Here is a 12,077-nt window from a genome sequence, read left to right on the forward strand (position 1 = left end):
GGCCAAAGGGTCGAAATGGCAAGGGAATGGCGCGCAAGGGGAAAGGCCCTACCTCGAAAAATGGTATGGACGCCTCCACCTGCGGCGAACCGCTCAAAAGGTCCGCAGCAAAAGGCGCCGGTGTTAAACCTATCGCTCACCCACCTTATCGGGAGTTCGACATGACCGACAAGCAGACCGTCATCGGTGTTGATATCGCCAAGCGCGTTTTCCAGGTACATGAAGTCGACTGGCAAACCGGCGAGATCATCAGCCTGCAGTTACGACGTGAGAAGTTCCTGGAGCACTTCGTCAACCGCACACCCTGCCTGATTGGCATGGAAACGTGTGGTGGCGCGCACCATTGGGCTCGCCAGCTCATGGCGATGGGGCATGCGGTGAAGCTCCTGCCGGCAATGCAGGTGAAAGCATTCGTGTATGGCAATAAGAACGATGCCGCAGATGCGAGGGCCATCTGGACGGCTGTTCAGCAGCCCGGGGTCAAGGCAGTGGCCGTCAAATCGGAGGCGCAGCAGGCCGTTCTTGCGATGCACCGCATGCGTCAGCAACTGGTGAAGTTTCGCACCGCCCAGATCAACGCTCTGCGCGGGTTGCTGACGGAGTACGGGGAAGTCATGCCCCAAGGCTTTGCAGCCGTCGCCAAGGCAGTGCCAGGCGTTCTCGCTCGCTTGGTAGACAAGCTGCCGACCGTTCTGATTGACACCCTGCGCGAACAGTTCAGCAGGATCTGCGACTTGAACAAGCAGGTCACTGAGATCGAACGCCGCCTTCAGGCGTGGCTCAAGCAGAACGAAGCGTGCCGAAGGATCGCCGAGATTCCAGGGGTAGGTCTGCTGACGGCAACCGCTGCCGTGGCAACGATGGGTGATCCCGCTGCATTCAAATCTGGGCGTGAGTTCGCCGCATGGCTGGGGCTGGTGCCACGCCAGGTCGGGACAGGCGGGAAGGTCAAGCTGCTGGGTATCAGCAAACGGGGCGACACCTATCTGCGAACTCTGCTCATTCACGGTGCCCGCTCGGTGCTCTGGAACAGTAAAGAGCTGCCGTCGTGGGCAGCTTCTGCAACGCGGCATCGACACGTCAACGTCGCTGCGGTGGCGATAGCGAACCGAACCGCCCGAACGCTGTGGGCGCTCTTGGCTCATGGGCGCGCTTACGAACCGAATTACGCAAGCCGGCCGGCATAGCCGGTCCGGCTCCCTTTAACCGACTGGGTAGAAATGGATTGCTTACGAGTTCTGCAGGTGCACTGAAATGTGATGGCAAACAGGTCGGACCGTGATCTGCCAAACCTGGTTTTGGCCTCGGGTTACGAACCCACTCGAAAAATGAGGAGCAGATCAGCGGATTCCATCGGGGCCAGCAGGTATCGACCTGCATGACAGGCCGGATACAAAACTGCAGCCGCATTCTGTTCGGCATCACACTGAAAGCACTTGCAAAACAGGAGGCGTCCATACAAAGGCGAAAAGGCCTCCCGGCCGGCCCGCCAACAGGACACCTACATGCTCTCCTTGTTCCAGCGAAAAAGGGTCTCTGTCGCCCCCGCTCCGTCGCCAGCACCCACCACCGATCTCCCGAAAGGGCTGCTGCGGCCAGAAGCCGCCGCAGCGCTGCTGGCAACACCGCGCCGGCAGAAACTGCTGGAACACATCTGGCAGCGCACGTCGCTGTCGCGCAGGCAGTTCGCCACCCTGTACCGCGCACCGCTGGAACGCTACGCCGAGCTGGTCCAGCAGTTTCCCGCTTCCGAAAGCCACCACCACGCTTACCCGGGCGGCATGCTGGACCACGGCCTGGAAATCGTCGCCTACAGCCTGAAGCTGCGGCAGTCCCATCTGCTGCCCATCGGTGCCAGCCCCGAGGACCAGGCGGCGCAGTCCGAGGCCTGGACCGCCGCCGTCGCCTACGCGGCGCTGCTGCACGACATCGGCAAGATTGCCGTCGATCTGCACGTCGAGCTGGCCGACGGCAGTACCTGGCACCCGTGGCACGGCCCGCTGCATCAGCCGTACCGCTTCCGCTACCGCGACGATCGCGAATACCGGCTCCACAGCGCTGCGACAGGCCTGCTCTACCGACAACTGCTCGACTGCGATCTTCTGGACTGGCTCAGCGGCTATCCGTCCTTGTGGGCACCGCTGCTCTACGTTCTGGCTGGGCAGTATGAGCACGCCGGGGTCCTGGGCGAGCTTGTCGTGCAGGCTGATCGCGCTTCTGTGGCGCAGGAGCTGGGTGGTGATCCGGCCCGCGTCATGGCCGCGCCCAAGCACGCACTGCAACGCAAGCTACTCGACGGGCTGCGCTATCTGCTCAAGGAAGAGTTGAAACTGAACCAGCCCGAGGCCTCCGATGGCTGGCTCACCGAGGACGCGCTGTGGCTGGTGAGCAAGACGGTCTCCGACAAGCTGCGTGCGCACCTGCTATCCCAGGGCATCGATGGCATCCCGGCGAACAACACGGCGGTGTTCAATGTGCTGCAGGACCACGGTATGTTGCAGCCCACACCGGACGACAAGGCGGTCTGGCGGGCGACCGTGACCAGCCCCAGCGGCTGGTCTCACTCGTTCACGCTGCTGCGCATCGCTCCTGCGCTGATCTGGGAATCTGGCCAGCGGCCGACACCGTTCGCTGGCACCGTGGTAATCGACGTAGCGCCTGCAGCCAAAGATACCGATGCTTTCGTACCCCCGGCCGCGATCGCGACAAAGCCAGCCGCCGAGGGTCAGGAGCCGAAGCGTTGGGAGGAAAGCGGCGACATCGCTGCCCAGGCTCCCCCGCCCGCTTCCCCGGCCATGCCCGATGCCATGGAAGACATGTTAGCTATGGTAGGCATGGGCGATCCGCCCGACGTTTCTCACAATGAGCAGGCCGATACAGCCAACACATCTGCCGCACGCTCCGAGGCTCCTATGCCGACTATGGCTGTGACCTCGCCAACGTCGCCTGTATCCACGGCCATAGCTGCACCGCCACCCTTAAGCGCACGGCCATCCGGTGAGCATTTCATGGAGTGGCTGCGCCAGGGTATCGCTTTACGCAAGCTCATCATCAATGATGCGAAGGCGCTCGTGCATACCGTGAGCGACACCGCGTATCTGGTCAGCCCTGGCGTGTTCCAGCGGTACGCACAAGAACACCCACAAGTGGGCATGCTGGCAAAGCAGGAGAGCCAACAAGATTGGCAATGGGTGCAAAAGCGCTTCGAGCGGGTGCAGTTGCATCGCAAGCATCCCAACGGCTTGAACATCTGGGCCAGCGAAGTGACAGGTCCGCGAAAATCACGGCGCCTGCATGGCTACCTTTTGCAAGACCCCCATTTGTTGTTTACGGAGGTGCCTCCAAACAATCCGTATCTGTCGTTGATCTGATGGGAACAGCCCAAGCGCAACCGACCTGTCAAGTTGCGCCCGAAGGGTTACGCGGGTATGCACTACTGCGACTACAACTGGACCGGTGGGGGCACATCCATGGCGGTTTGTCGCCAGGCCTGCGCATCCGACCTGGTGGGGAAGACGAACAACCCCTATCGCTGGGAGTGGCCCAGCAGCTCGGCGCTTGCGCCAGTTCCTTACGTGACCTGCACGGGGCAACCCGGCTGCACCCCCAGGGCTGCGGCAAACTTCGTCTGTGGCTTCATTCAAGCGTCCTTGTCTTTGGATGGGGTAATGCCGATGACCTGGTTTTTGTAGCCGATCTCCAAACGGTCGACTTGGAGAACGATGTCTGGCAGGCCGTTGGGCTGAAGGCCGCCCTTCAGGACCTTGAAAAAGATTCGATCCCCGGTAGCGTCGCGCCCGACCCGGTTCAGCTCAGCCACGTCTTCAGGCTTCAGGCGCAAGGCAGCGTGGTAACGGCCTCCGTGCTCCACCCCAACCACCGCTGATCCCTTTCCCAGCGGGGATGCACCCACCACTGCCGTGGGCAAAAACCCTGGGGAGTGGGGATACCAGGAGTTGTCGAAGATCTTCGCGTAGGCATGGAGGATCCCGGTCTTCGGGTCGATCTCCACGTCCATGGGAGGCCGCAGGTAGAAAATGCGTATTTCGGCGAACGTGACCGCCCATTTCGGTCCATCGTGACCGGCACGCCGAGCGGTGAATTCGGCGTCATTTCGGCAACGTGACCACGCGTTTCGGTGATCGTGACCGCCCAGGTCGATGGCGGTGCTGCGCAGGGGGCAGAGTTTAGGGGCGGTCAGGTTCGCTCAGATCATTGGCTGGCCTCCTGAACTGCCCTTGTTGACTTGGCTGCCGCCCGCGCGGCCTTGCCGGTGCGACGCGACTCGCCCTCGAGATTGAAGCGCCGGCAGCTTTGCATCAATCGGTCGAGGATGGCGTCGGCGATCGTGGCGTCGCCCAGCCAGGCGTGCCAATGCTCGATGGGCAACTGGTGCGTGATGATCGTCGCGCGGTGGCCTACCCGGTCATCAATGACCTCCAGCAGGTCACCCCGGGTGACACTGTCCATCGGACCCGTCCCCCAATCGTCCAGGATCAACACGTCGACCTTGGCAAGCTGCTCGAGCCAACGTCGGAAGGTGCCTGCGCCGTGGAGGATGCGAAGCTCCTCGGCCAGACGTGGCACCCTCAGGTACAGCGCCGAGTGTCCCTGGCGACAGGCGTACTGGGCCAGCGCGCAGGCCAGCCACGTCTTGCCCAGCCCGGTGGCGCCGGCGAAGGTCAGCGTCTCGCCCCGCTCGATCCAGGTCGACAGTGCGACGCCCATCAAGGTGGACCTGTCGATGCCGCGCACCGTCTCGAAGCTGGCGTCCTCCAAGGTGGCCGTGGGGTACTTCAGCTGGGCACGCTGCAGCAGCCGAGCCCGCTTGCGGTCGCCTCGGGCGTAGACCTCGCGCTCGACCAGCAGGGCCAGTCGCTCGTCGAACGACAGGTTCAGGCAGTCGGCCTGTTCTTGCTGCTGCTGCAAGGCGTCGGCGAAGCCCTGCAGTTTGAGCGCGCGCAGTTGGGTCAGGGTGGCGTTGTTGAGCATGGCGTGTGGGTGCAATGGATTGGATGGGTTCATGGTGGGCTCTGGGCTGGTGAGGTCGGTCGTCCTCACTGGTAGTAGCCCGGTCCGCGCAGGTTGGCGTGCGTCGGACTGGTCCATTCGGCTTCGGCATCCAGCGGCACCTGGTCACGGTTGTTGGCCAGCAGGTCGCGCACATGGTGGTAGCGGAAGGCACCCAGAGCGAGGGCCCGTTCGCAGGCCGCCTCCAGCCGTGCCTCGCCATATCGGCGCGACAGGTTCAGCAGTCCCAGGCAGGAGCGGTAGCCGTGTTCGGGATGCTTGTAGGTCTGCAGCAGCCGGGTGATGAGTTCGCCGCATGCCATGCCGATGCGTTGGCCCCAATCGATCAGCCGCTGAGGCGTCCACTCCAGGTGGGCGCGGTGGGCAGCAGGCATGTGGGCCTCCACCGTGGTGTAGCCGCCGCGGCGCTCGTTGCGAGCGTGGGCGGCCACGCGCTGGCCGCGCAGCAGCAACTCCACGCCGTGGCGGGTGAGGCGCGCCTCCAGGGCCTGGCCGACGAGCGCATGCGGCACGCTGTAGCGGTGGCCCTCCATCTCGACGTGGTAGTCGATGTGGACCTTCACCGTCTTGAAGCGGGCAAGCTCATAGGGTTGGCGCGGCAGCGACATCAGTGTCGGCGCATCCAGTTCGGCGAACACGCTGGCGCGGCTGCCGGGCAGCTTCTGAAACGGCCGGTCGTTCACGCTCGATAGCAGTTCGGTGATGGCTGCATCGACCTGGGCGACGGTGTCGAAGCGATGGTGGCGCAGCCGGGCCAGCACCCAACGGGTGAAATCCGCTCTAGTGCGCAGTGGCAAGGCCGACGCCACGATGGTCCTTTGCCCTGGGGGCACGCATTCCTTGGCGGGCAGTGGACGTCCGAGTCATCGACAGGACTACCACGAACGGATTGTGGATTTCCTTGAGCAAACGCAATATAGCGACAAACCGACGTAGAGGCCGCCCTGATGACTGTCGCCTTCTTAAGACAATGTTTCGCCACCGTCGCCACGCCTTCCCAAGGCGAAAGGGCGCCGCACTATAGCTACTAGTGCGGAGCGCCGCTTCTGCGCGTCAATACGACGCAAAACGACCAGTTTCAAAGAAATCCATGCTGATCGCATTTGCGCCGAATGAGCAGCGGATCACCGCTCATTCGTGTCTCGTCCCTCGTAATGCTTTTGACAACGCTGCCGTGGAGTCGCGAACTGCCTGTTGGCTCACCACTGCTGTCTGCACCATCTGAAACCCGTGTGGAGCGCCAGGGTAGATGTGCATTTCGACGGGCACCCCAGCCCGCATTAACCGTCGGGCATATTCGAGGCTCTCCTCAAGGAATAGGTCTAGTGCCCCGCACATGATGAATGTGGGTGGCAATCCCGCAAGATCTTCTGCCCGTGCCGCAGCGGCGTAGCAGGACACCTCGCGCGAGCCGGGCGCGCAATTGAGCAATGATGTCCAGCCATACAGATCTGAGGCCTGCGTCCAGATGAACTCCCCTGCATAGGGTGATACGTCGGGATCAATCGCCGTGCGGTCATCGATCATTGGGAAGACCAGATGCTGGTAGGCGATCGCATACTTACCCCTATCGCGCGCGAGCAATGCCAGCGCCGCCGCGAGGCCGCCGCCTGCGCTGTCACCGCTGACAAGAATACGGGTGCGATCTTGATCCGCTTCTCGTTGTACCAGCGGATGTACGAGTCGACCGCCTCGACGAACTGCTCAATGGTGGCGGTCTTCCAGTCCCGAGGATAGAACAGCTCATTCTTCAGCCGACCGAAGAAGCCTTCGCAGGCAGCGTTATCAGGTGAGCATGCTTTGCGAGACATCGAGCGGATGAAGTTCGCGTTGCTCATTCTTGAGAGCCAACCCGGCCAGCGGTAGTGGCCGCCCCGATCGGAGTGGACCACGGGACGATCAGCCGTGTCGGCCAACGTCTCGATGGCTGCGTCCAGCATCGTGTTGACCAACTCCGCGTCCGGACTGGTCCCAATGGTCCAGCTGACGACCATTCCGTCGAAGCAGTCGATGATGGGCGAGAGGTACACCTTGCCAGCCGGGATCTGGAACTCCGTGATGTCCGTGAGCCATTTCGCGTTGGGCACCGCGGCCTGGAAGTCGCGATCGATGAGGTTCTCAGGCGCTGGGCTGATTTCGCCAAGGTAAGACGCATAGCGGCGCTTTCTGGGCCTTGGAACAACCAGGCTTTCCTGCTTCATCAACCGCTGTACAACCTTCTCTGAGATCGTGACGTCCTGCCTGGTCAGAGATGCCTGCAGCCTGCGGTAGCCATAGCAGCGGTGGTTCGACTCAAAGATGTCGGTGATGGATTGCCGAACCTTCAGGTACTTGTCGCCCACCGCTGCGCGGGCCCGGTGATAGAAATACGAACTGCGCGCAAGATCCAACTGTGCAAGGAGCTCTGGCAGGCCATAGTGCTCCCTGAGGGCGTCAATCAGCAGTGTCTTCTCCCGGTTGGACAGGAGCTGCAGGTCGACGCCCAGGCCTTTTTTTAACAGTTCGTTGGCCTTGTTCAAAAGATCCTGCTCGAGGCGCAGTTGCCTGACTTCGCGGCGCAGGGACTCAACCTGGCGCTCGAGCTCATCGCGCTCCTGCGAAGGCGAAGATGGATTGGTACGTTTCATGGATGCGGGTGCTTCACGTCCCAGAAGTTGGTTCTTCCAGTTGTACAGCGTTGGCCGGCACACGCCGAACTTGTCGGCTACAGCCTGGGCACTTTCCTCGCGAGTGCAGAGTTCCATGACTCCTGCTTGCATCAGCTCCCCGGAATACCTTCGTCGCACCGTACTGCCGACGACACGCCTTCTGGCTTCAGGAAGGGCCTCGCGAATCCAAGCGGTTAGCGTCCCTCTGCAGGGGTAGCCCAGTGCCCTCATGGTGGCCGCAATGCAGCGGTCGTGAGCGAGGTAATGCTCGATAGCTGCCGCCTTCTGTTCCTTCGAGAACTTGGGTCTCCGGCCCGCATAGCCCGCTGGCAAGTCGAGCTTCTGCTGGTATTCGTTGTACCAGCCCTTCAGAGAATTCTTTGTTGGATAACCCAGCTGGCGGATCGTGGGCCTGACGCGCCTGCCCAGCTTGATATAGAGCTCAACCGCTCGAATTCGATCTTCGTAGGAATACATGAACTACCTCCTGGTAGTCCAAGTTTTCGTCCGCACCCCCAGATGGTCAGTTTTGGGTCGGCACTAACACCGGGACGGACCGGGAGGGCATGAAAAAAGGGGCTGGACGGGAACCCGGCCAACCCCTTGATTTTTCGATGCTTTCTTACAGCTTGTTAGCTTAAATCTGGTGCCGGAAATAGGAATCGAACCTACGACCTACGCATTACAGAGGAGTGCACTACGCCCATCTGAAAGATAGAAGCTTGCCCAAATCAGCTCGGCTGCGTACAGCAGATGGCAGTTGTCTATGGCTGCATGAAATGCGCTTCCCGCAGAGCAATGTCCTCTCTCAGAATGCGCTGGATTTCCAGCACTGCCGCCGCGCTCTGTTGCACGCTGTGTCCTGAAATGATGATTTTCTCGGATTGCGCCCCGGGAAGATGAGCGCTGCGGTAAGGCACGAGACCATCATCGGAATCAGCGAGGGCCACTTCGGCATTGGCCTGGGCCACGATCGAGTGATAGTTCACCTGGGCAGAGATGGGAAAGTCCGCCGCCGCGCGCACGAAAGGATCGTTCTCGTCGAGGTTGTCGACGCTATTGGGGATATGCCCCAGGCTTTCGTGGCTGCTGGCCGCCGCATTGGGTGCTAGTGTGTGGGCGAGTTCTTCGAGCACCGTAACGGGGAAGCGAATGAATCCCGCCATCCAGCGCCCCAGGCGTCCACCTGCGACCGACGTGCCCCGGTGCGGTGCTGCGATGAAGATGGCGCGGCCGACATGCGGGAAGGGCTCGAAACGCAACATCGGATCTATGCGTTTGATCTGCTGCGGCGTCAGCCGACTGCGATCCGCAGCCAGCTGCACCAGCGACTGGTCGGTTGACGACACCATCAACCGCGCGATGACCCCGCCCATGCTATGCCCCACCAGTACAAGGTCGGACGATGCCGGCGCCTGGCCGGAAGGATCGAAATGCGCCAGCGTATCCCCGAGCGCTCTGCGAATCATCGCGTGGTTCAATGCGATCGGCATATTGGTCGGGTAGTAGACCTGCCAGATTTGGTAATGCTGGCGCAGCGCCTCATCGCCCAGGATTTCGTTGGCGAGTTCCACCCAGGCTTCCGGGCTACTGGCCAGTCCGTGCAGCATGACGATGATCCGTCGGTTCGGATCGTAGGGCTGCATCAGGTAGACGTGCGGACGGTCGATTCCACCCTCGCGCCCAAGCAGGCTGCGCAGCGACTGCCGGTTGAAGTTGGCGCGGGCCAGCCACAGTCCGTAGCCGGCGGTGAAATTGGCCGCCAGCGGTACGCGCTGCCCGCGCAGCATGATGGCCGACTCCACATAGGGGTCATGCACCGTCAAACGGACAGTGCGGGTATGCAGCACGCTGTCCAGGTCGTCTCCGTCCGGGTGCAGCAGAATCGTCATGGACGGCGCGGGCATCTCGCTCCAGGGTAGAGGCTGCTGATTGCGTTTGGCCGCTGGATGGCCATCCCGGGTGGGGGCGGAAGTCAGGGGTTCGTCCGGCATGACCGCCACCAGCTCGGCGCCGAAACCGTCGCGCCGGTAGAGGCTGCGCAGTCCGCGGAAAGACAGGGACGAGGCTGGCAGGAGTTCGGCTGGCACCGCCGTACTGCCCGGCAAGCGCGCGCTGCGCATATCCAGCTGCAGCTCCCAGCCTGCAATGTTCCAGCGGGTCTGCGCTGGCAACTGCGTAGACATTTGTTGCCGAACCTCGAACATCCCGGTGGCGGCACGTTCGACCGCATAGTTATACCAATCCCGCACTTGCGTCTGGCGATCCTCGAAGGCTCGCTCCCCAGGCGTATGGTCACCGAAGAACAGGTAGGCATAGGCATAACGAATGGTCTCAAGCCAGGCGGCTTGCTGCTCTGATCCGGGCTTCATGGCCTGAGCCTGCGCCAGCCACAGTTCGGACAGTGCAGCCAGGCGTCGATCCGCGGCAACGCCGGTCACGGCGGCCAGGGCCTCGACGCAATCCGCTGAGATCGGTTTTGCGCAAGCCTGCGCATCCAATGCCGCCACCCTGATGGTCTGGGTCGTCGCATCGCTGAGTTTGCCGCGTGTCAGGATATCGCCGCGCTTGAGTTCGATGGCCTCGCCCGCATCCAGTGTATGAACCTCAACCACTGGGCCGAACTCACGCAGGATCGAGCAGCCCCCCAGCAACAGCGGGGCAATGACGAGCCACACTGCCATGCGGCAAGACTGCTGGAACCTCATGGAGATACCTCGTCGGCCGGCACGCCGGGCACACCTTGTCGAATCGACATCGAGAAGTCGTCTCCTGATGCGTCAGAGGCCAGTGCGCGTTCGTTGATGTGCCCCAGTGCCTGCAGTTCTGCGTAGCGATGGCCGGGCGTCAATCCGTGCAGGTCATGGATGTATTCCGCAAAGTGTCCGGACAGCAGCAGGCGATAGTCCGCCGGCAACGCTGGCGCAATGAGCCGAGCCAACTCGAACACGATGGTCGTGCAGTTGCTGGTCAAGGTATTGTAAAAGCGTGGCGCGCGCCGCAGGCCATTGGCCGCATCCAAATACTCCAGAAACAACGCGCGGACTTTTGCCTGACTTATCTGCAACCGATAGAGATAAACGTCCTCGCCTCGCGCATTACTGCGCGTACGCACAATGTCACGCTCATCGGCGGCTACCAGGATCTGCTCGAACTGACGGAAAAATCCGCCGACCGCTGAGAAGGTCTCGTGGCGCTCCTTGCGTATTTCCAGTGAGAACACCACCCGCTCGCCATCGTCGAAGCCGAACGATACGAGCGTGTGAGCGATGTTCGGCCCCATCCAGTAGGAAAGTACCAGGTCGGCGCTACGCAGGCGGGTAAGGTCGTAGGTACGGTTCTCCCAACGCGGCGTGTAATCGGTTTCACTGCGCCATTCGAAGTTGCGTACATTTTTCAGTTGAACATGATCGCCGTCGATCCTGGCCTCCAGCAACTGGGCGACATCGTCAGCCCATGCACGTTGGTGTGATGGCTGCAGCGTTCCCCACCACATGAGCAGGGCTGCCGTTGCGGCCCCGAACACGAATCCGGCGATCCTGCGTGTCCGTCTTTCAAGCAGGCCTGCCAGCGACACGGCGACGGACAGCCCCGAGGCAGACCAAGCCAGAGTGGCGATCCAGCGAGCCGCTGAATGTTGCGGCATCTGGTGCCACAGGGCCAGGGCGCCCCACACAGTCAGCAATAGCACCGCAATGCCGAACGCCAGGCGCATGGGGAGGTGCCTGACTTTTTGCGTCACCTTGCTCATCGAGGCTCCAAAAGCTCAAGCAGCAGTTGCCGATGCGCATCCTGTAACTGCACCAGCGCTATGGAAGGGTTGCCCCTGGATAGCATTGACGAGCTCAGCCATAGCAGTGCGGGAGCGAGTGCCAGCGGGAAAAAGTGCTCGGTCAAGACGCCCGGACGAATGATGCCCCGTTCTATGTTGCGTTGGATGATGAGCTGCGCCCGCTCTTTCAGTCCGTGCGCAACTTCGTTGTGCCAACGCTGCACCAGCTCTGGTGTTCTGGCGCTTTCGGCCAGAAGCAGCCGGTAAATCGACATCGTGGCAGGGGAGCTAAAGGTCGCGTATAGGCGATCCAGGTAGACATCTACCAGCTCTGGCAACGTCAGATCTTCATCCGGGAGCCAGCCCTGGAAATCGCAAATCTGCTTTGTCGTACGTTCGAGCAAGGCATGAAAAATTTCTTCCTTGCTTTTGAAGTGGGCGTAGATGCCAGCCTTGGACAAGCCTGCGCATTCCGCCAGGCGCTCCATTGACACGGCGTTGTACGTCCGATCCGCGAATTCGACCAAGGCCGCGTCGAGTATTTCTTCTTTTCTGGCGGCAGAGGACAGGTAGCGGCGCTTGTCGGGCGCGTCATCTTTCTTGGGTAGCATTCAAAGGCTCTGTTC

The 12,077-nt window shown here is 61.6% G+C and carries 8 protein-coding genes and 2 pseudogenes; 2 read left to right on the top strand and 8 right to left on the bottom strand.

What is annotated here, in order from left to right:
* Positions 1-161 precede the first annotated feature (161 nt).
* Positions 162-1,187, top strand: a complete 1,026-nt coding sequence (locus CAL28_RS06580) for an IS110 family transposase (RefSeq protein ID WP_094840673.1) — start codon at positions 162-164, stop codon at positions 1,185-1,187.
* Between the two features lie 318 nt (positions 1,188-1,505).
* Positions 1,506-3,371: a MobH family relaxase gene (gene mobH, locus CAL28_RS06585; protein WP_094840674.1), complete on the top strand. Its 1,866-nt coding sequence runs from the start codon at positions 1,506-1,508 to the stop codon at positions 3,369-3,371.
* A 269-nt stretch (positions 3,372-3,640) separates the two neighbouring features.
* Here the strand turns inward: mobH and CAL28_RS06590 are convergent, their stop codons facing one another.
* The 8 genes and pseudogenes from CAL28_RS06590 to CAL28_RS06625 all read right to left on the bottom strand — a co-directional run bounded on the left by CAL28_RS06590 (position 3,641) and on the right by CAL28_RS06625 (position 12,062).
* The gene (locus CAL28_RS06590; protein ID WP_012112351.1) at positions 3,641-4,018 is read right to left on the bottom strand and encodes a hypothetical protein; all 378 of its coding nucleotides are present in this window, start codon (positions 4,016-4,018) and stop codon (positions 3,641-3,643) included.
* 194 nt (positions 4,019-4,212) lie between these two features.
* Positions 4,213-4,992 carry an IS21-like element helper ATPase IstB gene (istB, locus tag CAL28_RS06595; protein WP_012112352.1) on the bottom strand — a complete coding sequence of 260 codons (780 nt, stop codon included), beginning with the start codon at positions 4,990-4,992 and terminating at the stop codon, positions 4,213-4,215.
* Positions 4,993-5,057: 65 nt separating this feature from the next.
* Positions 5,058-5,798: pseudogene (locus CAL28_RS06600) on the bottom strand (Mu transposase domain-containing protein); the annotation flags it as partial.
* 364 nt (positions 5,799-6,162) lie between these two features.
* Positions 6,163-6,702 (bottom strand): alpha/beta hydrolase fold domain-containing protein, encoded by a 540-nt coding sequence (locus CAL28_RS06605; protein ID WP_083762631.1) that lies wholly within the window; start codon positions 6,700-6,702, stop codon positions 6,163-6,165.
* Positions 6,651-8,156, bottom strand: a pseudogene (locus CAL28_RS06610) (IS3 family transposase); the annotation flags it as partial. The pseudogene CAL28_RS06610 and the gene CAL28_RS06605, both read right to left, overlap by 52 nt.
* Before the next feature lie 287 nt (positions 8,157-8,443).
* Positions 8,444-10,363, bottom strand: coding sequence for an esterase/lipase family protein (locus CAL28_RS06615; protein WP_246358991.1), 1,920 nt, complete (start codon positions 10,361-10,363; stop codon positions 8,444-8,446).
* Positions 10,364-10,383: 20 nt separating this feature from the next.
* On the bottom strand, positions 10,384-11,430 hold the full coding sequence (locus tag CAL28_RS06620; protein ID WP_094840676.1) for an Lnb N-terminal periplasmic domain-containing protein: 1,047 nt from the start codon (positions 11,428-11,430) through the stop codon (positions 10,384-10,386).
* Complete coding sequence (locus CAL28_RS06625; protein ID WP_094840677.1) at positions 11,427-12,062, bottom strand: TetR/AcrR family transcriptional regulator; 636 nt, start codon at positions 12,060-12,062, stop codon at positions 11,427-11,429. Before CAL28_RS06625 ends, CAL28_RS06620 begins: the two co-directional genes overlap by 4 nt.
* Positions 12,063-12,077 lie beyond the last annotated feature (15 nt).

Source organism: Bordetella genomosp. 11 (assembly GCF_002261215.1).
Taxonomy (GTDB): domain Bacteria; phylum Pseudomonadota; class Gammaproteobacteria; order Burkholderiales; family Burkholderiaceae_B; genus Bordetella_C.